Here is a 25,961-nt window from a genome sequence, read left to right on the forward strand (position 1 = left end):
AGTATACAGCAAAACCGTTTACTATACATTTGTTTCCTGCATAGCAGCGAATTCATCCTCAGAAATAAGGACATCTCTCGGCTTCGTTCCTCTTCCTTCAGAAATAATCCCTTGCGATTCCATCTCTTCAATGAGACGTGCCGCGCGATTATAACCGATGCGGAATTTTCGCTGTACAGAAGATGTGGACGCTCCCCCTTGTTCTACAACAAATTGACATGCATCAAAGAACAATTCGTCTTCCGACTCAGCTTGTTCTGTTTTCGCTAATAAATCCTCTTGCTTAAATAAGTAATTCGGCTTCATTTGCTTTCTCACATGATCAACTGTTTTCTCAATCTCATCATCCGATACATATACACCTTGTACACGAACTGGTTTAGACGTACCGTTTCCTAAAAATAGCATATCACCACGGCCAAGTAATTTCTCCGCGCCCCCAATATCAATAATCGTACGCGAATCAACTTGAGATGATACAGTAAACGCAATACGCGTTGGAATGTTTGACTTAATTAAACCTGTAATAACATCTACAGACGGACGCTGCGTTGCTACTAATAAATGAATACCACAAGCACGTGCTTTTTGCGCAATACGACAAATCGCTTCCTCCACATCACCAGGTGCTACCATCATTAAATCGGCTAACTCGTCAATGACAATAACGATATAAGGTAATGTCTCTCCTGGAATTTCTCGCCCACTTACAATCGTATTGTAACGAGTTAAATCACGAGCACCCGCGTGCGCAAACAATTCATAACGACGCTCCATTTCTTCAACTGCCCACTTTAATGCAGCTGTAGCAGCCTTTACATCCGTAATAACAGGTGCTACAAGATGTGGAACAGAATTGTATGGTGCAAGCTCAACCATCTTCGGATCAATTAACATTAACTTCACTTCATGCGGTTTTGCTTTATATAAAATGCTCGTTAAAATTGCGTTAATACACACACTTTTACCAGAACCTGTTGCACCCGCAATAAGTCCGTGTGGCATTTTTCGAATATCCGTTACAATTGGATCGCCTGAAATATCAAGCCCTAGCGCAACTGTAAGCGGTGATTCGCTCTTTGTAAACACAGGACTTCTTAAAATTTCACGAAGGAATACTGGCTTACTTTCTTTGTTTGGAACTTCGATTCCAATCGCACTCTTCCCCGGAATCGGCGCTTCAATACGAATATCTTTCGCAGCCAAACTCAGCTTAATATCATCACTTAAATTTGTAATTTTATTTACTTTCACACCTGGGTCTGGCTGTACTTCAAAACGAGTTACCGCTGGACCTTGCGATACGTTAATAACATGTGCACCAACGTGGAAATTATTAAACGTTGTATCTAATAATTCTTTCTGTTCATTCAACCATTCCGTATTATCTAACGCTGCTTGCTGTGGAATTGATAGCAATGTTAATGGCGGAATTGCATATGTCGGTGGTGTTTGCAATACATTTCGTATATCGTTCTCTCTTTGATTTACAACATATGCTTTCTCTTGTACTTCCGTACTTGAAATTGGCTTTTGTACTTGCTCTGCCACTACTTGTTGCATTGGCTTTTCTTCCACTTGTGGTTCTACCACTACTTGCTGCACTGGTTTTTCTTCCACTTGTGATTCTACCACTACTTGCTGCATTGGCTTTTCTTCCACTTGTGGCTCTACCACTACTTGCTGCATTGGTCTCTCTTCCACTTGTGGTTCTACCACTACTTGCTGCACTGGTTTTTCTTCCACTTGTGATTCTACCACTACTTGCTGCATTGGCTTTTCTTCCACTTGTGGCTCTACCACTACTTGCTGCATTGGCTTTTCTTCCACTTGTGGCTCTACCACTACTTGCTGCATTGGTCTCTCTTCCACTTGTGGTTCTACCACTACTTGCTGCACTGGTTTTTCTTCCACTTGTTGTACAGGCTTATTCTCTACTCGTTCACTCATAGAAGATTGCATTTCATTTGCTCTAGCCGCATGTCTTTCCATTAATCGCGTTCTGTCTTGTTTCAACATAACAACATTAAATGGGACATGACGCTTTTTCTCACGTTTTGGTTCTTCTTTTTGTACAGCTGGTTGCTCTTCTGCAACCGGTGTTTCCTCTACAACTCGTTGCTCTTCTGCAACTGGTGCTTCTTCTACAACTGGCGTTTCTTCTACAGTTCGTTGTTCTTCTGCAACTGGTGCTTCTTCTACAGTTCGTTGTTCTTCTGCAACTGGTGCTTCTTCTACAGTTCGTTGTTCTTCTGCAACTGGTGCTTCTTCTGCAATTAAAACATTTGCAAAGCTTTGAACATCTTTTTTCATTTGTTCATCAGCCTCAGTAACATGTATGAACTCATTCTTTTGTTTAATTTGTTCATTTAACAACATTTCTTGCTGCGTTTCCTCAAGTGCTACAGGTTCCGCTTCTTCTAGCTCTTCTGTTTCCGCAACTACTTCCACTTCTTCTAGAGCTTCTGTTTCTGCAATTACTTCCGCTTCCTCTAGCTCTTCTGTTTCTGCAATTACTTCCGCTTCCTCTAGCTCTTCTGTTTCTGCAATTACTTCCGCTTCCTCTAGCTCTTCTGTTTCTGCAATTACTTCCGCTTCCTCTAGCTCTTCTGTTTCTGCAACTACTTCCACTTCTTCTAGAGTTTCTGTTTCTGCAACTACTTCCACTTCTTCTAGAGCTTCTGTTTCTGTAATTACTTCCACTTCTTCTGGAGCTTCTGTTTCCGCAACTACTTCCACTTCTTCTAGAGCTTCTGTTTCTGCAATTACTTCCACTTCTTGTAGAGCTTCTGTTTCTGTAATTACTTCCACTTCTTCTGGAGCTTCTGTTTCCGCAACTACTTCCACTTCTTCTAGAGCTTCTGTTTCTGCAATTACTTCCACTTCTTCTAGAGCTTCTGTTTCTGCAACTACTTCCACTTCTTCTAGAGTTTCTGTTTCTGCAATTACTTCCACTTCTTCTAGAGCTTCTGTTTCTGCAATTACTTCCACTTCTTCTAGAGCTTCTGTTTCTGCAATTACTTCCACTTCTTCTGGTATTTCTACAATGATTGTTTCTTCCAGTTTTTCTTCTGTTTTGACAATCACTGATTCTTCTGGAGCTTGCTTTTCTACTTCAATAGTAGGTTGTTCTATTTCTGTATTACGTTTAATTTCTTCTGATAATGTTGTATCCTCTTGCTCTACTTTAGAATCTACTAATTCCGCTTGTAGAATGTTTCGGACCACTACATCACTTTCTTGCTTAGCGTCTTCCATATGCTCAGCAATTGTTTGATGAAGTAATTCAGCCGTTGGAACTTCCTGCGGTGCACTAATTTCTTGAACCACTTCTTTTGCTTCTACTATAGGCTCTTGGCGTTCAATTTCATAACCGTTTTTCTCTAGCCATTGATCGACAACTGACTTTTCTTCCTTTTTACTCTGTTGACCTAGCTGATCAACTCCTTCATGACTGGAAGAATTCGTTGCTTGTCCTTCTGAGAAATCAGATAATGTATATCCTTTTTTCTCTAACCATGCATCAACGACTGATTTGCCCTCTACAGATATTTCAAGATCTTCTCTTTCCTTTTTTTCCTCCTGCTTTTCTACCTTTTTCTCTACAGAAGGACGATTATATCCGTAAATTGGCGAAATCATTTCTGTTGGACGAAATGGTCTACGGTTACTTTCTTGCGAAGGTGCAGATGCTTTCTTTACGACAGGCTCTCGCTCCGGTTCATATTGTACTTCCGGCTCTTCATATGTAGAAACTACCTTTTCCACATACTGTCGTCTACTTCTTTCCACTTTGACCCCTCTTTGAGTAGGCTGATTTTCATATGTTACAACTTGAACAGGTTGTTCTTCAAAATGCCCTGTTGCTATAACATCCTCTTCATCGAACCCATTATCCGGTACTAATGGAAAACGGCATTTACCTGCATTCCTACTTGCCATTTGTGCTTCTCTTGCTTCAGTGTAGTGGTTTACACGAGGGATCTTCGGCTGACTTTCGATTTGCTTTGGTACTTCTTTATTTATCGCTGTTTGTTCTTCCTCTTTGTTAAACAGCTTTTTCATCCAATCTAACATGCTTACCACTCTTTCTACTAAATAGTAACATCCTTTATTGTATCAGCATTCGGCAAAAAGTGCAGGTAAAATTAAGCATGTCATATTTATCCATAACATTCTAATTTACGAGTGTTTTCATATGGAAAAACGCAGCCTTCCATGTAAGACTGCGTTTAAGCTTTACTCTTCCGATACTCATCTACACTATCCGTTACACTTTGCAATAAAGAATTTACATACTGTGGGTCAGATAATTTTTTATCTTCTTCAGGATTTGACATAAACCCAAGTTCTAACAATACGCCAGGAACTTTTGCCCAATTAAATCCAGAAAGATCCTCCCTGAATTTAATTCCATTTACTTTCACTTGCTGATTCTCTCTCATTTTATTTACAATCGTTTGAGAGATTTGAAGACTTTCAGCATAAATCTCTTTCGTATACGGACTTCCTTCTGCCGGCGTTAATACAGCAAATCCACTTTGATTCGGATTTTCAGAACCATCTGCATGAAGACGCAAAAACAAATTCGCCTTATAGTCATTCGCAAATGTCGCGCGTTCTTTATTACTTATATCCACATCTTGTGACGTTCTCGTCATTAATACTTGTATTCCCTTCGCTTCTAACTTTTCTTTTAATATGAAAGCCATTTCTAACACAAGAATAGCCTCTCTTTTTTTCGTCACAACACCAGTTGTACCATCTGTCACTTTATATTTTTGCGTCGTTGCTCCTGGCCCAATCGGCTCTAAATTTAAATTCGCTTTTTGTTGATGCCCTGGATCAATAACGACAAGAAACTTTCCTTGTTTTTCATTACTCTCTACTTTTTGTTCATTATTTTGCAGCAGTTGCTCCGTTGGCTGCACTGGCGTGGCTTCCTCTTTCTTTTCCTCAGCCGGCACTTCCTCCTGCTTATGCTCCACTTGCTCATTCGTTTGAACTGCTTGCGGTTCTTCTTTCTTTTCTTGTTCTGCTTGCTGCTTTTCTACCGGTGCGTCTTCCTTGTTATCTTTGTTTTTTTCCTGCACAGAAGATGTTACTTCCTTTTTCGGCCCTTCTTGCGAACAACCTCCCATATATATTCCAATGAATGCAATCATGCTCATTATTTTTATATGCTTCATGTTTTTCTCCCATCACTTTGCACCGGTCTCAAAGTTTTTCTTATAATTGTTTTATAATCTCAGCCATATTTCCAATATGAACGGGTTGCCACGCTTCTGTACCGCGCTCTGCAGTATAAACTAGATAAGCATCATCAGCCACATTTACGAAAACTGGATCCCCCATATCTGTTTCATATCCAATAACAATCCATTCTTCCTGCCATTTACCGTTTTCTTCACTTATTAATGAGTTTTTATGTTTATCATATCGGTAACCGATTTGTCCTTTTTCTAATTCATTTTCGCTAAACACATATATTTCATAAGAATCTAGTTCGATATCTTGCTGTTTTGAAGTTTCAATTCGTTTCAGAAGTTCTGCAATTTTTAGTTGTTGTTTCATACGTCTATCCCCTTCTATTTTTCTAAATTTTAACTAGTTTGTTTATAAAATACAATATAGATTTTAAGAAAAAAGGTGACACCCTTATGAATATGAACGATTTTCTACATATACCTATCACAACTCGCAATATATTAACGATTCAATAGAAAAGAGAGGCTGTCCAAAAGGACAACCTCTCTTTTTTACATCAATTAAAATTTGAACTCTTGTCCAACTTCAAAGCTATCTTCTAATACAAGAATACCTTTTTCTTGTGGAGCATCTGGAAGCTCTAATTCACGTGCTGAGCAAATCATTCCTGAAGAAGGAACTCCGCGAAGTTCAGCTGGTTTAATTAACATACCGCTTGGCATTACAGCGCCGATTTTTGCAACGACCACTTTTTGTCCTGCATCAACGTTCGGTGCGCCACATACGATTTGTAATGTTTCTGTACCAATTTCTACTTTACAAATGTTTAACTTATCAGCATTTGGATGCTTCTCTTTTTCAGCTACATAGCCTACAACAAATTTTGGAGAAAGATCTGCTTCTACTGCTTCTTCAAAGCCGTTCTTCGCTAAAATTCCGTTGATTTTTTCTACAAATTCTTTCGTTAATGTTAGGTTACCTGTTTCTTTTACTTCTAAGTAAGAAGACGCATTAAAGATGTTGAATCCAGCTGTCTCATTGCTTTCACGATCGTATACGCGTGCAACATCTCCTTTGCGATCAAAAGTACGGTTCTCTAAAGTAATATCTTGTAAGGCAACAATTAGAGTGTCACCAATTCCTTCAAGGTTGTAAAAAACGTTCACTTCGTTCATCCTTTCTCTTTTCCATCTGTCTTCTTCCGATTCTTCGCTAAAATAAAGATTGGCTCGAAGTCTCCATCTTCATATACGAATGAAAGTGATGTAATCGGAACATGCCCTTCGGCAAAAAATTTCATTGTCATTTGTGCAATAATATCATAACCGATTTCGTTGACGATATCAGCAATAATTAATACATCTTGGTGAGGAACAGCAACAACCATGTCACCAGAAATCTTTTCACGCATCGATTGTAGTAACGATTCGTTTAAAATACGCGTCGCATCATACCCATCGTTTGTGTTTAAAAAGTAGAATGTATTCCCTGCTACTGTTTCTTGTTTAAATTCATAACCTAATGAGCGAGCGTTGAATAATGCCATTTCACGCACTTGTTGCTCTGTAAGTTCTAATTTTTGTAATAGACGCTCATCAATGAGTCGATACGTTTTATTCGAATCTAGCGCATAGTAAATACGTGTTTCCGCTGTATGATCCGTCATAATAAATGGATTTCCTTCTTCTGCTTGTTTCGGGAAAGAAGTAGAGCGAATAACAGGTAAAATTTTCGCTGCGCTATTTTCTTCTTTATGCATCGCAATTAACGCTTCTTGTACGTAATAGGCAACCTCTTCAATTGCTTTTTCTTTATTCACTTCCCATTTTGCCACAACTCCTGGAAGCGATACGTTAATACCCTTTTTCGAGTCTTTCTGTTCTATACGTAGAACTTCTTTCTCGCTATCATACTGAAAGTCCCATTCTGGGCGAGATAATTTCTTCATTAACTCGTCTTTCATCTTTTTACTTGTCATCTTCATCTCTTTTTCCTCCCTTCCAAAAAAACAACCTCCCCCGCGAAGGTAGAGGTTGTTTTACAATTCAATTGGCAAATTGCCTTATTTTAAACCTTCAATAAACTCTTCGATTTGTTCTTGTGTTTTACGATCTTTGTTTACATAGCGACCTGTTTCTTCACCCTTATTGTACGCTACAAAGCTCGGAATGCCAAATACGTCTAATTTTACGCATAGATCAATAAACTCATCACGATCTACATAGTAAAATGAGAAATCACTATATTTCTCTTCTACTTCTGGCATAAATGGATCTACAAAACGGCAGTCTGGGCACCATTCTGCTGAGAACATAAAGACTACATTCTCTTCATTTTTTAATTGTTGGAATTGCTCCATGCTTTCTAATGATTTCATCTATATTTCCTCCTCTAACGAGTGCTTTTTTTCATGTTATAATCTTTCTTTTATACTACCATACATCGCACATGGTGCAAGGTTTATGCTTGCTTTTCGTCATACTTATATTGCCCAACAAGTAACTTAACAACGTGTACAAATAATTCCGTGCGGTCGACATAATCATCTGTAAAGATACCGATCGCACCTTCGTGACTACGAATATCTTTTCTCTGTACAAACTCTTCCATCACTTCACTTAACTCCTTACCCTCTTCAAGAGGTGCTAAAAAATCGGCTGGTAACTTAATACGTGCACCGCCTGCAACGAATGTTTTACCGGTACTTGTTGCTAGCGCGCCCCAGTTACACATAAATAAACCGTGCTCCGTTTTCATTACGCCGCCTTCTAACCCAATACCAATTTGAGCTTCTCCTTCTTGTAGCGCTCGCTTCGCTCTATTAACCGCTCCTTGCATCGTCTCTTCATCTGAAAACGGCTGGTTTGCTACTCCTGAAGGAACAGAAAGAGATGTAATTTCAGCATCTTTCCAAACCTTCTCCACAGCATCAACCTTCGTTTTATTCTTCGATCCAACTACTACTTTCATTTCATTCACCTCTATATATCTTACCTTAATCAAATTACTCTTTATACATGGGAGCACGGCCACCACTCATCGATAGGGTATCTCTTCCACCTAAAAAAAGAAAGGCTCTTCAGCCCTTCTTCTCTACGCGTTATTCTTAATTGTTTCTAATGTCGTTTTATCCGTTGCTCTTACAAGCTTCGTAATTAACTCTTTCGCTGCCGCATAATCATCAACATGTAAAATAGAAGCATGTGTATGAATGTAGCGCGCACAAACACCAATTACTGCTGATGGGATACCTGAGTTACTTGTATGTACACGGCCTGCATCTGTACCACCTTGTGAAATAAAGTATTGGTACGGAATGTTGTGTGTTTCTGCTGTATCTAAAATGAATTCGCGCATTCCTCTATGTGTGACCATTGTACGGTCGTAAATACGAAGAAGAGCACCTTTTCCTAATTGACCAAACTGCGTTTTATCACCAGATGCATCATTCGCTGGGCTTGCATCAAGCGCATAGAAAATGTCTGGTTGAATCATATTTGCAGCAGTTTGTGCACCGCGAAGACCAACTTCTTCTTGTACAGTCGCACCAGAGTATAATGTGTTTGGTAATGTTTCGTCTTTTAATTCTTTTAATAATTCGATTGCAAGGCCACATCCGTAACGGTTGTCCCAAGCTTTCGCCATAATTTTCTTTTCGTTTGCCATCGGCGTAAACGGACAGATCGGCACGATTTGTTGTCCTGGTTTTACACCAATTTCAATCGCATCTTCATAACTATCTGCACCTATATCAATTAACATATTTTTTATATCCATCGGTTTTGCACGTTGCGCGTCACTTAATAAATGAGGAGGGATAGAACCAACAACCCCAACAACAGGACCATTCTTCGTCATCACTTGTACGCGCTGCGCTAATAGCACTTGGCTCCACCAGCCGCCTAACGTTTGAAAACGAAGCATTCCGTTTTTCGTAATTTGCGTAACCATGAAACCTACTTCATCCATATGACCTGCTACAAGAACACGTGGGCCAGTTTCGTCCCCTTTTTTCAGACCAAATACGCTACCTAAACCATCTTGTACAATTTCATCCGCATATTTGCTTAATTCTTGCTTCATAAAACGGCGTACATCATGTTCAAAACCTGATGCACCTTGTAATTCTGTTAACGTACGAAATAATTGTAATGTCTCTTTATTCACGAAGTCCCCTTCTTTCAAACCTTAGTAGAATACCTCTTTTATTGTAACGAAATTTTCGAAATGTTTCTAGTTTCTTCTTTTTTAGCTGTATTTGCTTTATAATTATTATTGGTACACTATTTTTATTTTATAGAATTGAGGTGAATATATGAGCTGGAAAGGTTTAGTAGCAGGTCTTGGCGTTGGGTTCGCAGCTGGTTATCTTGTTGCAAACAAAGTACAAGAACAATCCCATATTTCTTCAGAAAAAGCATTGAAAATGGTGAAACAAGCATTAAGTCATAAAGGTGAAATTACTGGCTCTTGGGTACATATGGTTCCAGAGACATTTGAAAAATATGATGTCGCATACGAAGTGTATCGCGGCGGTCTTACAACGATGTTAGATGATATACAAGAACGATTTGAATTTTTAGTTGATGCTAAAACAGGTACTGTTTTAGAGGTTATAGCAGCATAAAAAGGAGGGTTCCCATTAGGTGAACCTCTTATTTTTTGAAATTGTGGGTATTGATTAAAATTATATCAGCGATTTTTTAAATATATCGACTTACCGACAAAACCCGACAATAAAAAAGAGGCTGCTCCAATAAATATGATGGAACAACCTCCTATTTTTATGCTTCTATACTCGTTTTCCGTTCTATTTTTTCTACGATATGCCCTTCCTCATTCCACTTCACAGCACGATAATATGCGTCATGATAAAACGTAAACCACGCCTCTTTTTCAGCACCATACTCCATCCATTTTTGTTTATTTTCAATCGATGTCATCGGATAATCATCGTATGCCATTACCCATAATACATTTTGATGCGCGTGCGTCGGCAAGAGATCTGCTAAATGTAGCATCGTTTCCCCTTGACTCTCCAAAATGATGACTGCATGTCCATCACTATGACCACCAGTATGTGCCATCTTGATTTCATCTGTAATTTCTATTTCTTGCTGAAACGTAACAATTTGATCTACAATCGGTTCCCAATTTCCCTTCCAATATGTATTACGGGATCTAATATTTGGGTTCCTCATTTCATTCCACTCTGTTTCACTTACGTAAACTTTCGCATTCGGAAATGCTGGTACAAGGTGATCCCCATCCCATTTTGTTAGGCCAGATGCATGATCAAAATGAAGGTGTGTCATTAAAACATAATGAATATCTTCAGGCTTTAATCCCTGTTTTTCTAACGATTCATAAACCGATGATTCTTCTGTTACACCTTGATTTCGTTTCATCTTCTCATTCAACTTACCGTTTCCTATTCCTGAATCAATCAACATATTTCCGTCTTTCGTTTGTAAAAGTAACGGATCTGTTCGTAAATAAATATGATTTGTGTCATTATGTTTATATTTACGTGACCAAAGTACTTTCGGCACAACACCAAACATTGCCCCTCCATCTAAATGTGTATTCCCGCCTTTTAACCACGTTACTTTTATATCTCCAATTTGTAACTGTTCCATTACACATCCCCCTTTTAAATAATCTTAACATAAAATTCTGATTATTTTAGACATAAAAAAACCTATGCATTACTGCATAGGCTCTGTACGATATTTTGCTTCAACTCGGTAAATACGATGACCTTTACTTGAGAATTTCTCTTCGTATTCTGTCATAATGTTTCCTTCATAATCACTATTATGAAGATCTAGGCTCAGGTAAGTTAATAACATACCATACTCAGCCATACTCATTAGAGAGTATTCAAATAAACCTTGGTTATCTGTTTTGAAATGAATTTCTCCGCCTTCTACTAACACTTCTTCATAATTGCGTAAAAATGTTTTATACGTTAAACGACGCTTCGTATGACGATTCTTCGGCCATGGATCTGAGAAGTTTAAATAAACGCGGTCAATCTCACCTTTTGCAAAGAAAACTGTTAAATCTTCAGCATCTTTATTAATTAACTTTAAGTTCGGTACTTCTTCTTCAATTAATTTATCAAGTGCATCTACAACAACACTTGTGAATTTTTCAATTCCAATATAATTAATATGTGGGTTTGCTTTTGCCATATCATACATAAAGCGGCCACGACCTGTACCTACTTCAATATGAATTGGTTGTTCATTTCCAAATACTTCTTTCCAGTTACCAGCGCGCTCCTCTGGGTTTCCGATTACGATATGTGAATACTCATTAATTCGATCCATTGCATATGGTTTATGTCTTAAACGCATAGATGTCTCCCTCTCTTTACATAGCTATTTTAAAGGAATAATTCCTTCTCTCTGTTTTAATCAATCTCCCAAACAAAAAACCAAGTACGTACGAGCACTCGGTCCGTTTCTTTCAAGTATAAGATGTACCATTTTGATAAAAACTACATACAGCATTAAACATTCCATGACGAAACAGCTTTTTCTCGTACATTTGAAGAGAAAAACAATCGAAAGGATGATCCGTTCATGCCAATTAATCAACAACATCAATTAGAAGTGCTGAAAGATATTTTAGTCAATCACCAAAGTGATTGTTGCGGGACAGTTTCTGAATGCGAGCAATTAGAGCGTCTCATTCAATCGTTACTCGCAAACGATAGTATAAGTAGTGACGCTAAATCCATGCTAAACGATGTATATTCTTATAGTCAATCGGGTAAATCTTCCTCTAATTTGGACAACCACATTTCCAATAATCAAGAACAACTTACTCAGTGGATTGCTGGAATGGACAATTTTTCTTAAGTATTACTCTGAAGCAAGTAGTTGCTGTAAATATTGATGCCAATATTCAGCTTCTGCTTGCTGTTTTTTTGTTGTGTGCCATTGCATAGACAAAATCGTTTGTGCTATTACATACCATCTCATACGCCTAAGCAGCGATTCATCCATTTCAATATCATAATATTCGAGCCACTCGCTCCATTCATGGCGCGGAATGTACCAATATAATAACATACCGAGGTCTAGAGCTGGGTCAGCAATTACGGCTCCATCCCAATCAATTAAAAACAACTCATCTTCATCCGACAATAGCCAGTTGTTATGGTTCACATCACAATGGCATACAACGAATTCATTGTATTCAATATCTTTTAATGAATCCATTAAATATTGAAGGCCTTGCTGAATTGTTTCATCATCCCTTATATCTCCTCTTAAAACAAGTTGCAGTTGTTGTAATAACTCTTGTGCGTGAAGCGGCTGCTTCCCAAGTCTTTGAATCATCTGTACAAGCGCTTTAGAGGAGTGTATTTTCTTCAAAAGTTTCGCAACACGTTCTAGTTTCATATCCTCTGGCTCTAGCTTCTGTCCCGGAAGCCATTTTTGAGCAGAAATTACATCACCGTTCGTTACCCTTCTTGTCCAAAGTAATTTTGGAACAATTCCTTCTGCTGACAATACCGCTAAAAAGGGCGATGTATTCCGCTTTAAAAATAACTTCTGTTGTCCGTTTTGCGCAATATACGCATCGCCCGTTACTCCACCAGCCGGTACAAGACTCCACTCTTTTCCTAATAATTGTTCCAACCATTCCATATTCATTACCCGTTAACAAATCCTTATCTTTTATAGTTATGAAAAGAAAAACCGCAACATTTCTACACATGTTGTGGATTCATATATTTTACTGTAAATGAAAAGAAAACTTGGCATAAGCCAAAAATTCTCTATTTTATTTTACAAAACCAGTCATAGAATGACAACTTATCAAAATCGTCACCTTTGTCAATTCTACATTTATTACATTCTCATCGTCAAGTAGCGATTTGTCACATTATCGTCAATATATACGTGCTAATCGGAGCGAGCCTAAGTTCCTTTCCTCTAAATGAAGAAATTGGCTCTATTTTCGCTTGCTTTTCGTTTACTAACACATGCCACGTTTCTTCTTTCGGAAGTTGCACCGTTTTAGCTTCTAAACCGCTATTAAATAAAACTATAATCTCTTTCCACGGTCCAAATGATTCTGCATGCTCTAGATGATATGCAAGTACTTCTGGAGATGTTTGCAAAAAAGTCATGTGTTTTTTTATAAGGTCTGCGTTTTGTAATCGGAATGCTCCGTGCTCTTTGCGAATCGCAATTAAACCTTTTATATAGTTAACGGTCTCTATCTCTTCCTCTTTTTGATCCCAATCTAATTGATTAATTTCATCATTTGCATTATAACTATTTTCATTTCCTTGCTTCGTACGATAAAACTCTTGCCCAGCATGTAAAAAAGGAATGCCTTGCGAAAGAATCACCATTGCGCTCGATAGAAGGTGACGTTTTTTCAAAATCTCTTCTGGCTCTTCATTACTCCGCATTAATTTATCCCACATCGTCATATTGTCATGACATTCTACATAGTTAATGCTTTGCACAGGCTCTAGAAACAGACCTGTTTCTTTCATACTCAAAAGACTTCCCGATGCTATATACTGCAAATGATTACAGTCTACATGCCCACCAAATGCAAAACCACGTTTATTTATATGAAAGGTACTCCCTTTTATCCCATCACGAAATTGATCATTAAATTGCGCAATATGCGGCATTTTCTTTGCATTATTTAACGTTGCTTTTTCTTCAGCAGGAAGTGGTGTTTGTAGCTCCCATCCTTCTCCTAATAACAATGCATCTCGCTTTATGTTTCGCACTTCTTTTTCTATTATATTCATTGTATCCACATCTAAAATTCCCATTAAGTCGAATCGGAATCCGTCAACATTGTATTCAGTAAGCCAATATAAAATAGACTCTACAATGAATTTCCTCATCATTTTCCGTTCAGATGCTATATCATTCCCGACTCCCGTCCCATTAGAAGGCATGCCATCTTCACCATGACGAAAATAATATCCTGGGACAAGCTTTTCAAATGATGATAGCTCTCTTTCATACACATGATTATATACAACATCTATAATTACCCTAATGCCATGCTCATGAAATGTTTCAATCAACTGTTTACACTCTACTATCCTGTTATACGGATCAGAGAGGTCTGTAGCATAATATCCCGTTGGCGCATTATAATATAACGGATTGTAACCCCAATTATATGCAGAGGAAGGATTCGCCTCATCTACACCACCGAAACAATATAAAGGCAATAATTCAACATGTGTAACACCTAAATCTTTTATATGAGACAAGCCTGTTAACGTCCCATTTCGCCCTGTTGTTCCTTCTTCCATTAGCCCTTTATATGTTCCTTTTTTACTCACACCACTGCCCTGATGAATAGTAGCATCACGAATATGCAGTTCATACAATATGGCATCTGTCATTGACTGTAATGTTGGTAATTGCTCTCTTTTTATTACATTTGTCTTTTCCAAATCGATAACAATGCCGTACTTCCCATTTACAGTCACTGACTTTGCGTAAGGATCGACCGCTTCATTCCATATTAAATTAATACAAACAAGAAATGTATACTTTTCTCCAGCTAAATCACCTTGTAACGTATGAGTCCAAACCCCATTTTCTCCTCTATACATTTCATGATCGGTATATTCTTTATCACTTTTATAAGTCCTTACTTTTGCAAGCCTCGCAGTTGGAGCCCATACTTTAAATGTCGTTGCTTCTTTTTGATACACGGCTCCTAAATCTGTACCTTCGTAATAATACTTTTCATCGAAAATCGCTGTTCTTATGACAGCACCTATTTGTAAATCTGTTTCTTCATTCCGTTCATCTCGTACTGTATAATACTTCCCCACATCTAGCGGCTCTTCTATAAAGCACTCATACTTCGTTGCATCCGGAAGCGCAATTGTATGAGCAATCGGTAAATCTTTCACGTTACTTCCTTCTTGCAAACGAAATGTCCGACTTGTTCCATACGCATGTGGGAGCAAAATTGTAATTTTATTCATTTCATCTAAATAGGCATCAAATGGACGTTTTACTTTCAACATAAAAAAATCACCATCATTCTTAAAGTTAAAATAAAGTGAAACTTTGATCAGTAGGAAGGCTTTCCCACTGATTGTTAGCCCGCGCCAATTGGGCCTTTATGGACAGTAAATAGAGGGGTGAAACGAGCTGCAAATGATAAGGCTTTTCTTATCAGCGAAGCCCTATACAGTAACACATTATTCTCTATAGTATATTCACCTGTATAAAAAACGTTTTCATACATTCTATTTTTGTAATTTTATTTCAGCAATCGCTTTATACTTCGGTGTCTCCTTCACGTGAGATTCGTATAAAGTAATCGTATCCGCCTGAAATGATATTTCAGGCACTTTCTTTATATGTTCTAAATCAAACTGTTCTTCTCCTACCCATTTACGAGCAACAGTAATATGCGGATGATACGGGCGCGTTTCTAAAGGAAATCCATTCCCTTCGCAAATAGCATGTACTTGCTTTTGTAATTGAAACAAATCTTGATTCTCGCTTACCTTTGACCAAAAAATACGCGGCCTATCTTCCATACCGAACGTTGAAAACCCTTGTAAGGTGAACGATAATTCCTTTGTTTCTATAAGTGTTTGTAATCCATTCTTTATTCCTTTTAATTGTTCCTCTGTCGCACTACCTAAAAATGAAAGGGTAATATGATAGTCTTCTTTATGTACCCACGAACGAAATGGTAATTCTTCCTGCATTTCCTCTTTATAGTTAGACAGCACTTCTTTTATATGACTTGGTAACGTAATCGCGACAAAATAATGCAGCTCCATGTACATCTTCTCCTTCTTTCTATTGTTGCTTTTCTTTCTTATCTCATTCAATTAAAAAGAATCAAACTTTCCTAAAAGTTTAACCAAGTTAAGATCGCGAAATCAATTATATCGACGTTTCAACAAACTATATGTAACAGAAAACCGTCCCAAAATATTTATTGGGACGGCCTCTTCTTATTTATATATCCATTACTTCGCTAATTCATGAATTGCTTGCGCGTAAATTGCTGTTGCTTTTAATAAGTCTTCAATTTCAATGTACTCGTCTTTTTGATGCGCAAGTTCTTCTTTTCCAGGGAACAACGGACCAAACGCAACGCCAGCTTTCAATGAACGAGCGTAAGTACCGCCGCCGATTGCTAATAGCTCTGCTTTTTCTCCTGTTTGTTCTTCATATACGCGCTGCAACGTACGAATTAACACATGATCTTTATCAACGTGATGCGGGCGAGAGTTTGAATAATCCGCCACTTTAAATCCATGACTACCAACGTATTCTTTTAACTTTGCAATCATTTCTTCAAAGTTAGTCGTAACCGGGTAACGTACATTTAATCCTAAATTACCACCATTCTTTTTTGTATAAGAAAGGCGACCAACATTCACTGTTAACGGACCGCTAATATCGTCTTTATAAGAAATACCAGCTTTCTCTCCTAAAATATCTCCTGTAAATGTTTCTGTCACAAACGATGCAAACGAAGCCCCTTGTCCATCAAGAGCAACTGTAGTTAAGAAGTTTGCCAGTAATAAACCTGCATTCTCACCCTTCTCTGGAGTAGATCCGTGAGCTGAAATCCCTTTGATTTGCAACGTCACCGTATTCCCTTCTACAATTGCTTCACCTATTTTTTTAGCAGTTTGTAAATACTCTTCATATGCTACTGTAAGTGCATTTACATCTTCTCCTGTAATAATCGCTTCTGCAAAATCAGGAACCATATTTAAACGGCGACCTGATTCAAATGAAACAAGTTCATATGTACCGTTCTTCTCTTCACTACCACTTTGCACAACTTGTATATCAGAAATTCCTTTTTCTGCATTAATAATTGGAAAATCTGCGTCTGGCGCAAAACCGATTGTTGGCATTTCTTCGTTTTTAAAGTAGTGATCTACACATTTCCAATTGCTTTCCTCATCTGTTCCTAAAATCATGCGAACGCGTTTTGAAAGAGGTAAACCTAATTCTTTCACAATTTTCATCGCATAATAAGCTGCCATCGTTGGGCCTTTATCGTCAATTGCACCACGCGCAAAAATCTTCCCATCTCGAATATCTGCACTATATGCCGGAGTCGTCCAGCCATCTCCTTCTGGTACAACATCAACGTGACAAAGAATACCTACTAACTCTTCTCCTTGTCCCATTTCAAGATGACCTGCATACCCTTCTAAATTTTTAGAAGCAAAACCTTCAGTTTCTCCTTTATGTAACATGAAAGATAAAGCTTTTTCTACACCTTCACCGAATGGTGCGCCCTCTTTCGCTGATTCTTCTTCCCATACACTTTTAATTTGTAAAAATTGTTGTGTATCACGAATTAAATCATCTTTTCGTTTTGCAACTTCTTCTGTCCAATTAATCGCTGACATCACGCATCCATCCTTCACTATATTGTTTCTTTCATCATAACAAACCGAAATCTCTTATGCCATATACGAAACTCAAATACCGAACAATTGTAATATTTCAGATATTTCCCATTAGTTTTTCTTTTATTTTTTCAAAAAATTTTGCAGGAATTTGGCGTTTTACGTAGAATTTTATGTGTTAGTTGACTGACCATATATAAAATGTCAACTACCAATATTTTTCTATATGAATATTTGTTAAACTTTTGTAAAATTTAAGTAGATTAAAGCATGAATTTTATCATGTAGAGTACAATGGTAGTAACGACCTTCTTTCCTGAATGGGGTCAAAAAAACTAGTAGAGGAGTGGTTTTCTCTTGAAACCTACAACTACTCGTATGCTAACACGCATTAAATCAATTTATATGTACATCAATGAAAACGGAACGGTAACGACGAAAGACCTTGTAGATGAGTTCGGGATCACACCGCGAACGATACAACGTGATCTAAATGTGTTGCAGTTTAATGAACTCGTGTATAGCCCTTGCCGCGGTAAGTGGACAACAACAGGAAAGAAAGTGAGAATGACCTCATAATGAAAAAATAATTGTATGTAAATAAATACATACCCCTTTCTAACTCATTAGAAAGGGGTCTTTTCTGCGCCAAAAACAGCACTATTTCTCAGTATCTACCTGATATGTTTTTAACATTTCTACTTCTTCATCTGATAGCTCTCGGTATTGTCCAAGTTCTAGCTCTTCATCTAATACTAATGGTCCCATCTCTGTTCTCTTTAGGTAGACTACTTTTTTCCCTACCGCTTCAAACATACGCTTCACTTGATGGAACTTTCCTTCTGTAATCACAAGCTCGATTTCAGAAATCTCATCGCTTTTTAATATTGTAAGTGCACCTGGCTTTGTTTCATAGCCATCATCTAAAATAACACCTTTAGCAAACTCTTTTACATCCTCTTCTGTTACTACTCCTGCAACGTGTGCATAATATTTTTTCGGCACATGCTTTTTCGGAGATAACAATTGATGTGATAACTTCCCGTCATTTGTTATCAATAAGAAACCTTCCGTATCAATATCAAGTCGTCCAACTGGGAACGGATCAAAAATTGCATCTTCTAACTCTAATAAATCTATTACCGTTTCATGATTATCATCTTCTGTCGCTGAAATAACGCCTTGTGGTTTATGCAACATTAAATAAACAAACTCTTTATATTCCACAACTTCTCCGTGAATCATAACTTCTTGCTCTTCTACATTTACATGAACCTTCGCATCTTTCACTGGCGTTCCATCAATTTTTACAACGCCGTCTTTCAATAGTTTCTTTACTTCTTTTCTACTTCCATATCCCATATTTGCTAATAATTTATCTAATCTCACGTTTTTCACCTTCTTTGTTTATCATAGAAAAGGGGACGTAATTACGCCCCTTTTGATTTCAACTTTATTTTGAATCTATTGCCAAGTTTACGTTGGATTTTCTCTAACGCTTCTCCGCCAAATACTCGTTCAAGTACTCCTGTGCGAATTGCTAACAATCCGTACACAAGACCACCAATACCTGCACAAACCACAACTGTAATAAGAGCACCCATTCGGCCATCAGGCGAGATCATGAAGGACAGAATCCATTGTGATAACTTTACAGCAATGACCATTACAAGTGTTAATACTGCAATTTGGAAAGTTCTCTTATATACAACACCAAATGAATAGTGTACATGTTTTTTGATTTGTCGATTCGTATACCATACGGAAGCTAAGAATCCGACTGCTGTTGCTAAAATCGCTCCAACTGTACCAAAATAACGAATAAAGATTACGTTACATACGAATTTCAAAATAACACCCATAATAAGCGCGACAATCGCATGTTTTTGTTGATTGATTCCTTGCAGAATTGCTGCTGTTACGGTAAATAAAGCGAATAACAACGCAACCGGTGCATACCACATTAACACTTGTCCACCTAGTGGATCTAAGTCATAGAACGCAGTATAAATTGGATATGCAAGTGTTGAAATACCGACAACTGCTGGCAATGTTAAGAACATATTTGCCTGGAATGTTTGTGTAATTTGTAACTTTAAATAACGGTATTGTTTTTCAGTAAATGATTTTGTAATCGCTGGTACAAGCGTTAAACTAAACGCTGTTGCAAGCGATACAGGGATCATAATTAATTTATGCGTCCACATTGTGAAAATACCAAGCGCTCTCTCTGCGATATCACCTTGGCCAATCGCTTGCATAATTGAATTAAATGTCAATGTATCAATTTGTTGATATAAAGGAATTGTTAACCCAATTACAACGTAAGGAATCGCATATGCAAATAATTCTTTAAATAATTGAACGGTACTCACTGTCGATTCTGGTACAGTTTGTTCAATTAAATATTGGTCCAAATGTTTTTTACGTTTTAACCAGTACCAAATTAATACGCCGAGTGCTCCAACTGCTGAAACGAACGCAGCAAATGTCGCTACCCCAACCGCTGTTGCAACTGTACCGCCAAGTACTTTAATAACAATAAAACTACCCGCTAATAAAAAGACGATACGAATAATTTGTTCAATAATTTGCGAAACAGTGGTCGGTCCCATAGATTGGTGACCTTGGAAATAACCACGAATTAAACTCGCTGCTGGTACAACAATAAGTGCAAAACTTACAAGACGAATAATCGTCGTAACTTCTTCTACATTACTGTGTATACTTTGTTTACCAAGCATTGCTTCTGCAAACAATGGCGCCGACATATATAGAACTAGGAACGAAAGGACTCCTGTTACTATCATCATAACCATTCCCGAGCGGAACATTCTCCGGCTCGTTTTATAATCGCCAAGCGCATTATATTTGGAAACAAATTTGGAAACAGCAAGCGGCACCCCTGCCGTTGCAATACTTAAAAAGATCGTATATGGAATGTATCCATATGTATAGAGCGTTCCGCCTTCTGTACCTACTAATGCATGAAATGGAAAGACGTAAATCATGCCTAAGAACTTTACTAAAAATGTCCCTAACGTAACAATAAGCGTTCCGCGCAGAAATTTCGAATCGGACATACAAAAATCCTCCTACATCTACATAAAGTGAAACTTTAATCAGTGTGGGTGTTCTTCCCCACTGATTATTAGTTGAACTATTCGACCATTTACGGGCTGCCAAACTCCCTTTTTATTTCTCTTACATCTTAAGGTTTTAGTCTCATTGCCCACAAATAGCAGGATAGTGCTGAACTCTAACTTTTGTATTGTACCACAATTCTCTCCTTAAGCAGTACTTCACTCTATTTTTCTTTTAAGGGAAAACATGCTATTCTTTTAGGCAGGAAATGTAGAAAATGAGGTCGATATATTATGCATTATGATGTTATTGTCATCGGCGGCGGGCCTTCTGGGCTAATGGCTGCAATCGGTGCTGCAGAAGAAGGCGCAAGTGTCTTACTTCTTGATAAAGGAAATAAACTAGGGCGTAAACTTGCGATTTCTGGTGGTGGTCGTTGTAACGTAACGAACCGTCTACCACTTGATGAGATCGTTAAACATATACCAGGAAACGGCCGCTTCTTATACAGCGCTTTTTCTATTTTTAATAATGAAGATATTATTACATTCTTCGAAAATCTTGGTGTACAACTAAAAGAAGAGGATCATGGCCGCATGTTCCCTGTATCAAATAAAGCACAATCAGTAGTAGACGCACTTTTAACACGATTAAAAGACTTAGGTGTAAAAATCCGTACGAATACACCCGTTGAAACAATTGAATATGAGAACGGTCAAACGAAAGCAGTCGTACTACAAACTGGCGAAGTGTTAGAAACAAACCATGTCGTTATCGCTGTTGGCGGAAAATCTGTTCCTCAAACTGGATCTACTGGAGACGGATATGCTTGGGCTGAAAAAGCTGGGCATACAATTACAGAATTATTCCCAACAGAAGTACCAATCCTTTCAAACGAACCATTTATTCGTGACCGCGTATTACAAGGTCTTGCTTTACGCGATGTAAACTTAAGCGTATTAAACCCGAAAGGAAAAGCAATCATTTCTCACAAAATGGACATGCTCTTCACTCATTTCGGTCTGTCTGGTCCTGCTGCTCTTCGCTGTAGTCAATTCGTTGTGAAAGCACTGAAAAAGTTTAAAACGAATACAGTACAAATGAGTATCGATGCATTGCCAGAAGAAAATAGTGAACAACTATTCCAGCGCATACTGAAACAAATGAAAGAAGATCCGAAAAAAGGAATTAAAAACGTTTTAAAAGGTTATGTACCTGAACGTTACTTCCTATTCTTATTAGAAAAAAATGAAATTGACGGTAGTGAACAAGCTGGACAAGTTTCTCACGAGAAGATTCGTGCACTTGTGAAAGACTTTAAAGAGTTTACTGTGAATGTAAATGGTACGCAGTCAATTGAAAAAGCATTCGTTACTGGCGGCGGTGTATCCGTTAAAGAAATTAACCCGAAAGAAATGTCTTCTAAATTCACGAACGGCGTATATTTCTGCGGAGAAGTTCTTGATATTCACGGTTATACTGGCGGCTATAACATTACATCTGCCCTTGTTACTGGTCGAATTGCCGGAACGACAGCTGGGGAAAACGCGAAAATGCAATACTAGAAAAGAAACAGGGATTCCTGTTTCTTTTTTTATAGGTATATGAAATTATATAAGCGATTTGGCAACATATATCAGTGATTCCTCAAATATATCGACTTACCGACAATAAGCGTCAAATATACGCTCCTCCTGACTTCCCATTGCTTTTTTGTTGCTTTATATACCTTAGTACCTTTATATTTTATATTGTTGAATATTTAAAAAAGGGTAAGGGGAAAAAATATGAGAAAAAAAGTCATGATGTCTTTAATGCTAATGACGTTTCTTTCTGCGGTAGAAGGAACGATTGTTAGTACAGCAATCCCTCGTATAACGAGTGATTTGTCAGGCGTCGAACTTGTTAGTTGGGTATATGCAATTTATATGCTTGCAACAGCTGTTTCGACTCCAATATACGGAAAGTTAGCTGATTTATTCGGCCGTAAAAAAGTTTTACTTATCGGAGCTACAATCTTCTTAATCGGTTCTGCGCTTTGCGGAGTCGTTACATCAATGGAGCAATTAATCTTCTTCCGTGCTCTTCAAGGTATAGGTGCTGGTGCTGTTATGCCGATCACAATGACGATTATTGGAGACTTATATAGCGAAGCGAAAGACCGCGCGAAAGCACAAGGCTGGATGAGTGCCGTTTGGGGTGTATCTGGTGTTATCGGACCGTTAGTCGGTGGATTTTTAGTTGATTCTCTATCTTGGCGTTATATCTTCTTCTTAAACGTCCCATTTGGAATTATCGCTTGCTTAATGATCGCCATTTACTACAAAGAATCTATTAAACCCGCTAAACACCATATCGACTATCTTGGTGCAACAGTCTTCTCATTAAGTACGATCGCTCTACTATACGCGTTACTGACAGGTAGCAGTAAGCAAAACTGGGGAGACATAACAATTATCGGCCTATTAATCTTCGCCGTCGTTTCATTCATTATTTTCTTATTCATCGAGAAAAAATCTCCGGAACCATTAATTCCGCTAGCACTTTTCTCTAACCGTACATTATCTACAATAAATATACTAACTCTTATTGCTGGTGCAATGATTATTAGTATTACAATGTACCTTCCAATTTGGAGCCAAGGTGTATTAGGAAAAAATGCAACTGAAGCTGGACTTATTTTAATGCCAATTCCTGTTATGTGGACATTTGGCGCCATTTTCTCTGGTAACTTGGTAGGCAAATTAAAAACGAAACAAATCATTTTACTTGGAGCTAGCATTTTATCAGTAGCTACGTTCTTATTATTTACATTATCAACACATTCACCATCGTTCCTTATTTATGTAGCAGTCGGATTATTTGGCTTAGGAATGGGGCTTGTGACACCGATTTACATGGTAACAATTCAAGCAGCCGTACCAGCTCATACGCGCGGAACAGCCGTTGGTTTAAACACATTTATTAATACATTTAGTCAAACGTTAGGTGCTGCAATATTCGGTACAATCTTCAATACGATGATTCACGCACGTGGCATTAAAAACCTTGATCTCGTATCTGGTGGACACGGCAGTACTACAGCAAATATAGCAACCGAATCACAAGAGGCACTAGCAGCAAGTGTACACGTCATTTATATGAGTACTTTCGTATTAGCAGTATTTACATTAATTATCGCTTGGATTTTATTAAAACCAGCTACACAAACAAGTGAGCAATAATAAAGAGGATGACCATTTCGGTCATCCTCTTTTTATTCTTCATTCTCCACAATATGTTTCAGCATGGACAATTTATTATCCCAAAAACGCTCATAATACGAGAGCCACTGTTGTAATTCCTCTAATGGTTCTGGATGCAAACGATATATCTTCTCTCTTCCACTCTTTCTTCCGCTTACTAAATTCGCTTCTGAAAGAATATGAAGGTGTTTTACAACCGCAGTACGACTCATCGGAAAATGATCCGTTATTTTGGAAATCGGTAACTCTTTATCACTTAATAACCGTATTACTTCTCGGCGGGTTGGATCAGCAATTGCTTGAAATACATCATATTTCGCTGCTGATGAGGACACTTAACCTTCGACAACCTTTTTCAGTTTTTCATTTACAATCGCTACCCATCCACCGCTCATTCTATCGCGAATAATAGAGCTCTTCGCATTCGCTTTCGGAAGAATTTCATCAGGATGTTTCCAGCCGCCGTGAATTAACGTAAATTCTGTTTTATTATCTCCTAGGTCTTTCAGATTAAATGAAACGACCCAGCCATCTGTATCCCATGAGAAAGACAGGTGGTTTGGCTCATCGATTTCTAACACTTTACATGGTGATGGCCCAAATGGTGATTGCACATGAAATTCATGTCCTACCTCTAATTCGAAATCATTTGGCATAAACCATGATGCGATTCCATCTGCAGTTGATACTACATTCCATACTTTTTGAATAGATGCGTTGAAAACGATTGTTTGTTTAATATCATTTAATGTATTTTGTTGTTCCATTTTCATTCTCCTTTATTCGGCGTTCAAATATAACACCTTTTGGTTTCATTTAGATAATATAACACCTTTTAGTTTCACGTCAACGCTAATTCTTTTTTACTGTTGAGAAATTCTCAACATTTTTTCAACAGGACAAACACCCTCCGAGCATTTCCTCATAATATACTCACAAAGGCAACAAAAAATAAAAACTTCTCTCAACATGAAACTCCATCATTCATCTTGAAAGAAGAGCCTTACGTATATCATGCGTATTTCGTCTCTCCTCCTTCCCTCGGGGACACTACGCGAGATATGAAAAATCAGAAGGAATATGCCCACCATTTGAGTAGGTAGTTATTTCTCTTCTCCTCAACATTTCCTTAGGAGCGAAATGACTACCGACTCACTTTTTTCAAACAAAAATAAAAAGGGGATGAAAGCTATGTTCTATTGCATTAACTGCTCTGACATTCACCATGAAAAACATCCGAATGATAAAGTATTCAAAAACGGTTTTTATATCGATCCATTTTTAGGTGATCGTTATCACCTTGGTATGTGTACAGATGCCCAAAACCATGAAACAGGGGCGCCTCTTTTAGCGACAAAGAAATTAGGCACAACTCAATCTATTATGAACGTATTACCGACACATGTTGTCCCAACATAAAACATAAAAAAGAGCTGGCTCACCCAGCTCTTTTTTATGCTTTATAAACGATCATTGCTGAAAAACAATAAATTTGGTTTTCGTCATCGTTAATGGAAACACCGACTTGGTACTTAATATCTACAAAGTTACTATCATCAATCTTTTTCAAAAAAACATTTACAGCGTCTTCTAAGTCTTTTTCGTGACTTTCATCAAACACTTTTACACGAATCATGTTAACACCATCCTAGATCGCAGCCCTCCGCCGCTTGATTATTGCCACGGTGCGTATCTATGATGCGATAAAATTTTCCGTTTTCATATATATATCCGTCTTCTAACACATATTGTTTACTTTCAGTATAGACATAAAACTTACCTATCATAAATTTACTCGTATATAATTCCAAATAATCCGGTCTAAATTTAGCTACCACTTTATTTGTAATATCAATTTTTATTGTGCGCCCCACCTTCTCTCCCTCCTTTGCAAAGAACGGATTTAGGTATATTGTATTAGCGATTTTACATTTTATGCTTAAAAATAAATGGATATGCCTTCTTTCTTCACCTGTACTATTTTTCTAAAAAATCATCAATAAGTGAGCGCAAAA

26 protein-coding genes are annotated in these 25,961 nt (G+C 37.8%); 6 read left to right on the forward strand and 20 right to left on the reverse strand.

The genetic code is table 11. The annotated features are described in order from the left end of the window. Positions 1–21 precede the first annotated feature (21 nt). The 8 genes from KZZ19_RS22925 to KZZ19_RS22960 form a co-directional block, all read right to left on the reverse strand. A complete protein-coding gene (locus tag KZZ19_RS22925; RefSeq protein ID WP_348638008.1) occupies positions 22–4,077 on the reverse strand; it encodes a DNA translocase FtsK in 4,056 nt (1,351 codons plus the stop codon). 155 nt (positions 4,078–4,232) lie between these two features. Beyond that, positions 4,233–5,189, reverse strand: a complete 957-nt coding sequence (locus KZZ19_RS22930) for an N-acetylmuramoyl-L-alanine amidase (RefSeq protein ID WP_237981570.1) — start codon at positions 5,187–5,189, stop codon at positions 4,233–4,235. 40 nt (positions 5,190–5,229) lie between these two features. Next, on the reverse strand, positions 5,230–5,574 hold the full coding sequence (locus KZZ19_RS22935; protein ID WP_088098035.1) for a thiamine transporter: 345 nt from the start codon (positions 5,572–5,574) through the stop codon (positions 5,230–5,232). Between the two features lie 194 nt (positions 5,575–5,768). Then, positions 5,769–6,383 carry a YtpR family tRNA-binding protein gene (gene ytpR / locus KZZ19_RS22940; RefSeq protein WP_237981569.1) on the reverse strand — a complete coding sequence of 205 codons (615 nt, stop codon included), beginning with the start codon at positions 6,381–6,383 and terminating at the stop codon, positions 5,769–5,771. Next, positions 6,380–7,192 (reverse strand): DUF1444 domain-containing protein, encoded by an 813-nt coding sequence (locus tag KZZ19_RS22945; RefSeq protein WP_000784602.1) that lies wholly within the window; start codon positions 7,190–7,192, stop codon positions 6,380–6,382. Before KZZ19_RS22945 ends, ytpR begins: the two co-directional genes overlap by 4 nt. Positions 7,193–7,270: 78 nt before the next feature. Beyond that, positions 7,271–7,585, reverse strand: coding sequence for a thioredoxin family protein (locus KZZ19_RS22950; RefSeq protein ID WP_000838193.1), 315 nt, complete (start codon positions 7,583–7,585; stop codon positions 7,271–7,273). A gap of 83 nt (positions 7,586–7,668) precedes the next feature. Beyond that, entirely contained in the window at positions 7,669–8,178 is a 510-nt protein-coding gene (locus tag KZZ19_RS22955; protein ID WP_098343346.1) for a DUF84 family protein, read from the reverse strand. Between the two features lie 123 nt (positions 8,179–8,301). Then, positions 8,302–9,375 (reverse strand): M42 family metallopeptidase, encoded by a 1,074-nt coding sequence (locus tag KZZ19_RS22960; RefSeq protein ID WP_048528744.1) that lies wholly within the window; start codon positions 9,373–9,375, stop codon positions 8,302–8,304. Positions 9,376–9,523: 148 nt separating this feature from the next. On the opposite strand from KZZ19_RS22960, the gene KZZ19_RS22965 reads away from it, so the two are divergent. Continuing rightward, a complete protein-coding gene (locus KZZ19_RS22965; RefSeq protein ID WP_000118541.1) occupies positions 9,524–9,835 on the forward strand; it encodes a PepSY domain-containing protein in 312 nt (103 codons plus the stop codon). A 157-nt stretch (positions 9,836–9,992) separates the two neighbouring features. Here KZZ19_RS22965 and KZZ19_RS22970 read toward each other — a convergent pair whose 3' ends face one another. Both KZZ19_RS22970 and trmB read right to left on the reverse strand, forming a co-directional pair. Continuing rightward, complete coding sequence (locus KZZ19_RS22970) at positions 9,993–10,847, reverse strand: YtnP family quorum-quenching lactonase (RefSeq protein ID WP_237981568.1); 855 nt, start codon at positions 10,845–10,847, stop codon at positions 9,993–9,995. 69 nt (positions 10,848–10,916) lie between these two features. Continuing rightward, positions 10,917–11,570: a tRNA (guanosine(46)-N7)-methyltransferase TrmB gene (gene trmB, locus KZZ19_RS22975; RefSeq protein WP_001239384.1), complete on the reverse strand. Its 654-nt coding sequence runs from the start codon at positions 11,568–11,570 to the stop codon at positions 10,917–10,919. 228 nt (positions 11,571–11,798) lie between these two features. On the opposite strand from trmB, the gene KZZ19_RS22980 reads away from it, so the two are divergent. Further along, positions 11,799–12,077, forward strand: a complete 279-nt coding sequence (locus KZZ19_RS22980) for a YtzH-like family protein (protein WP_088098040.1) — start codon at positions 11,799–11,801, stop codon at positions 12,075–12,077. Between the two features lie 3 nt (positions 12,078–12,080). On the opposite strand, the gene KZZ19_RS22985 is transcribed toward KZZ19_RS22980, so the two are convergent. From KZZ19_RS22985 to pepV, 4 genes are all read right to left on the reverse strand, one after another. Beyond that, on the reverse strand, positions 12,081–12,878 hold the full coding sequence (locus KZZ19_RS22985; RefSeq protein ID WP_002096266.1) for a phosphotransferase family protein: 798 nt from the start codon (positions 12,876–12,878) through the stop codon (positions 12,081–12,083). Positions 12,879–13,105: 227 nt separating this feature from the next. Further along, complete coding sequence (pulA, locus tag KZZ19_RS22990) at positions 13,106–15,247, reverse strand: type I pullulanase (RefSeq protein WP_237981567.1); 2,142 nt, start codon at positions 15,245–15,247, stop codon at positions 13,106–13,108. A gap of 225 nt (positions 15,248–15,472) precedes the next feature. After that, entirely contained in the window at positions 15,473–16,018 is a 546-nt protein-coding gene (gene thpR, locus KZZ19_RS22995; RefSeq protein WP_237981566.1) for an RNA 2',3'-cyclic phosphodiesterase, read from the reverse strand. A 192-nt stretch (positions 16,019–16,210) separates the two neighbouring features. Further along, positions 16,211–17,617: a dipeptidase PepV gene (pepV, locus tag KZZ19_RS23000; RefSeq protein ID WP_348638009.1), complete on the reverse strand. Its 1,407-nt coding sequence runs from the start codon at positions 17,615–17,617 to the stop codon at positions 16,211–16,213. A 357-nt stretch (positions 17,618–17,974) separates the two neighbouring features. On the opposite strand from pepV, the gene KZZ19_RS23005 reads away from it, so the two are divergent. Further along, positions 17,975–18,196 (forward strand): DeoR family transcriptional regulator, encoded by a 222-nt coding sequence (locus KZZ19_RS23005; protein WP_000805512.1) that lies wholly within the window; start codon positions 17,975–17,977, stop codon positions 18,194–18,196. A gap of 81 nt (positions 18,197–18,277) precedes the next feature. Here the strand turns inward: KZZ19_RS23005 and KZZ19_RS23010 are convergent, their stop codons facing one another. Beyond that, the gene (locus tag KZZ19_RS23010; protein ID WP_001234944.1) at positions 18,278–19,006 is read right to left on the reverse strand and encodes a pseudouridine synthase; all 729 of its coding nucleotides are present in this window, start codon (positions 19,004–19,006) and stop codon (positions 18,278–18,280) included. Between the two features lie 41 nt (positions 19,007–19,047). Next, positions 19,048–20,700: a putative polysaccharide biosynthesis protein gene (locus KZZ19_RS23015; RefSeq protein ID WP_237981559.1), complete on the reverse strand. Its 1,653-nt coding sequence runs from the start codon at positions 20,698–20,700 to the stop codon at positions 19,048–19,050. A 294-nt stretch (positions 20,701–20,994) separates the two neighbouring features. On the opposite strand from KZZ19_RS23015, the gene KZZ19_RS23020 reads away from it, so the two are divergent. Both KZZ19_RS23020 and KZZ19_RS23025 read left to right on the forward strand, forming a co-directional pair. Further along, complete coding sequence (locus tag KZZ19_RS23020; protein WP_237981558.1) at positions 20,995–22,266, forward strand: NAD(P)/FAD-dependent oxidoreductase; 1,272 nt, start codon at positions 20,995–20,997, stop codon at positions 22,264–22,266. A 222-nt stretch (positions 22,267–22,488) separates the two neighbouring features. Beyond that, positions 22,489–23,925, forward strand: a complete 1,437-nt coding sequence (locus KZZ19_RS23025) for an MDR family MFS transporter (RefSeq protein ID WP_088098046.1) — start codon at positions 22,489–22,491, stop codon at positions 23,923–23,925. Positions 23,926–23,957: 32 nt separating this feature from the next. On the opposite strand, the gene KZZ19_RS23030 is transcribed toward KZZ19_RS23025, so the two are convergent. Both KZZ19_RS23030 and KZZ19_RS23035 read right to left on the reverse strand, forming a co-directional pair. After that, positions 23,958–24,281, reverse strand: coding sequence for an ArsR/SmtB family transcription factor (locus KZZ19_RS23030; RefSeq protein WP_000098837.1), 324 nt, complete (start codon positions 24,279–24,281; stop codon positions 23,958–23,960). Further along, positions 24,282–24,713 (reverse strand): SRPBCC family protein, encoded by a 432-nt coding sequence (locus KZZ19_RS23035; RefSeq protein ID WP_088098047.1) that lies wholly within the window; start codon positions 24,711–24,713, stop codon positions 24,282–24,284. Positions 24,714–25,137: 424 nt separating this feature from the next. Here KZZ19_RS23035 and KZZ19_RS23040 point away from each other — a divergent pair, with 424 nt between their 5' ends. Beyond that, complete coding sequence (locus KZZ19_RS23040; protein ID WP_000498994.1) at positions 25,138–25,365, forward strand: DUF3973 domain-containing protein; 228 nt, start codon at positions 25,138–25,140, stop codon at positions 25,363–25,365. Positions 25,366–25,399: 34 nt separating this feature from the next. Here KZZ19_RS23040 and KZZ19_RS23045 read toward each other — a convergent pair whose 3' ends face one another. Continuing rightward, positions 25,400–25,582 carry a sporulation protein Cse60 gene (locus KZZ19_RS23045; protein ID WP_000621751.1) on the reverse strand — a complete coding sequence of 61 codons (183 nt, stop codon included), beginning with the start codon at positions 25,580–25,582 and terminating at the stop codon, positions 25,400–25,402. A gap of 1 nt (position 25,583) precedes the next feature. Next, entirely contained in the window at positions 25,584–25,820 is a 237-nt protein-coding gene (locus KZZ19_RS23050; RefSeq protein WP_088098049.1) for a DUF2553 family protein, read from the reverse strand. Positions 25,821–25,961: the final 141 nt, after the last annotated feature.

The sequence above is a fragment of the Bacillus thuringiensis genome (genome assembly GCF_022095615.2).
In the GTDB taxonomy this organism is placed as follows: domain Bacteria; phylum Bacillota; class Bacilli; order Bacillales; family Bacillaceae_G; genus Bacillus_A; species Bacillus_A cereus_AG.

What these genes read in the sequence shown, in the direction of transcription:
- KZZ19_RS23015 (WP_237981559.1), bottom strand. Translation starts at nt 20,700, where the DNA reads ATGTCCGATTCGAAATTTCTGCGCGGAACGCTTATTGTTACGTTAGGG.
- KZZ19_RS22965 (WP_000118541.1), top strand. Translation starts at nt 9,524, where the DNA reads ATGAGCTGGAAAGGTTTAGTAGCAGGTCTTGGCGTTGGGTTCGCAGCT.
- ytpR (WP_237981569.1), bottom strand. Translation starts at nt 6,383, where the DNA reads ATGAACGAAGTGAACGTTTTTTACAACCTTGAAGGAATTGGTGACACT.
- pulA (WP_237981567.1), bottom strand. Translation starts at nt 15,247, where the DNA reads ATGTTGAAAGTAAAACGTCCATTTGATGCCTATTTAGATGAAATGAAT.
- pepV (WP_348638009.1), bottom strand. Translation starts at nt 17,617, where the DNA reads ATGTCAGCGATTAATTGGACAGAAGAAGTTGCAAAACGAAAAGATGAT.
- KZZ19_RS22980 (WP_088098040.1), top strand. Translation starts at nt 11,799, where the DNA reads ATGCCAATTAATCAACAACATCAATTAGAAGTGCTGAAAGATATTTTA.
- KZZ19_RS23045 (WP_000621751.1), bottom strand. Translation starts at nt 25,582, where the DNA reads ATGATTCGTGTAAAAGTGTTTGATGAAAGTCACGAAAAAGACTTAGAA.
- KZZ19_RS22955 (WP_098343346.1), bottom strand. Translation starts at nt 8,178, where the DNA reads ATGAAAGTAGTAGTTGGATCGAAGAATAAAACGAAGGTTGATGCTGTG.
- KZZ19_RS22945 (WP_000784602.1), bottom strand. Translation starts at nt 7,192, where the DNA reads ATGAAGATGACAAGTAAAAAGATGAAAGACGAGTTAATGAAGAAATTA.
- KZZ19_RS23040 (WP_000498994.1), top strand. Translation starts at nt 25,138, where the DNA reads ATGTTCTATTGCATTAACTGCTCTGACATTCACCATGAAAAACATCCG.
- KZZ19_RS22970 (WP_237981568.1), bottom strand. Translation starts at nt 10,847, where the DNA reads ATGGAACAGTTACAAATTGGAGATATAAAAGTAACGTGGTTAAAAGGC.
- thpR (WP_237981566.1), bottom strand. Translation starts at nt 16,018, where the DNA reads ATGGAGCTGCATTATTTTGTCGCGATTACGTTACCAAGTCATATAAAA.
- KZZ19_RS23035 (WP_088098047.1), bottom strand. Translation starts at nt 24,713, where the DNA reads ATGGAACAACAAAATACATTAAATGATATTAAACAAACAATCGTTTTC.
- KZZ19_RS22950 (WP_000838193.1), bottom strand. Translation starts at nt 7,585, where the DNA reads ATGAAATCATTAGAAAGCATGGAGCAATTCCAACAATTAAAAAATGAA.
- KZZ19_RS22930 (WP_237981570.1), bottom strand. Translation starts at nt 5,189, where the DNA reads ATGAAGCATATAAAAATAATGAGCATGATTGCATTCATTGGAATATAT.
- KZZ19_RS22985 (WP_002096266.1), bottom strand. Translation starts at nt 12,878, where the DNA reads ATGAATATGGAATGGTTGGAACAATTATTAGGAAAAGAGTGGAGTCTT.
- KZZ19_RS22935 (WP_088098035.1), bottom strand. Translation starts at nt 5,574, where the DNA reads ATGAAACAACAACTAAAAATTGCAGAACTTCTGAAACGAATTGAAACT.
- KZZ19_RS23025 (WP_088098046.1), top strand. Translation starts at nt 22,489, where the DNA reads ATGAGAAAAAAAGTCATGATGTCTTTAATGCTAATGACGTTTCTTTCT.
- KZZ19_RS23020 (WP_237981558.1), top strand. Translation starts at nt 20,995, where the DNA reads ATGCATTATGATGTTATTGTCATCGGCGGCGGGCCTTCTGGGCTAATG.
- KZZ19_RS22925 (WP_348638008.1), bottom strand. Translation starts at nt 4,077, where the DNA reads ATGTTAGATTGGATGAAAAAGCTGTTTAACAAAGAGGAAGAACAAACA.
- trmB (WP_001239384.1), bottom strand. Translation starts at nt 11,570, where the DNA reads ATGCGTTTAAGACATAAACCATATGCAATGGATCGAATTAATGAGTAT.